At 61.6% G+C, this 581-nt stretch carries 1 pseudogene; it reads right to left on the bottom strand.

Annotation, left to right across the window (positions count from 1 at the left end):
• Positions 1 to 581: pseudogene (locus A9X04_RS22960) on the bottom strand (ribonucleotide-diphosphate reductase subunit alpha); the annotation flags it as partial.

Here is a 581-nt window from a genome sequence, read left to right as displayed (position 1 = left end):
GCGAAGTCCGGCGAGTCCATCGCCTTGGCGATGTTCAACGAACCGAGGTTGCACGAAATGTCCTTGCCCACTTTGGCGTACGAGAGGTCGTCATTGAACAGCGACGGCGTCGACACCTGCAGGATCTCCGAGCACAGGTTCGAGTGCGTGATCTTGCCCTCGACCGGGTTGGCCCGGTTCACCGTGTCCTCGAACATGATGTAGGGATAGCCCGACTCGAACTGCAGCTCGGCCAGCGTCTGGAAGAACTCGCGCGCCTTGATCTTCGTCTTGCGGATGCGCGCGTCGTCGACCATCTCGTAGTACTTCTCGGTCACCGAGATGTCGGCGAACGGCAGGCCGTAGACGCGCTCGACGTCGTACGGCGAGAACAGGTACATGTCCTCGTTCTTCTTGGCCAGTTCGAAGGTGATGTCGGGGATCACCACGCCCAGGCTCAGCGTCTTGATCCGGATCTTCTCGTCGGCGTTCTCGCGCTTGGTGTCCAGGAAGCGGTAGATGTCGGGGTGGTGGGCGTGCAGGTACACCGCGCCGGCGCCCTGGCGCGCACCCAACTGGTTGGCGTAGGAGAACGAATCCTC

Source organism: Mycobacterium sp. E3247, from assembly GCF_001667785.1.
Classification (GTDB): domain Bacteria; phylum Actinomycetota; class Actinomycetes; order Mycobacteriales; family Mycobacteriaceae; genus Mycobacterium.
Note: the sequence above shows the minus strand (reverse complement) of the source record. Positions and strands in the feature narration are given on the sequence as shown.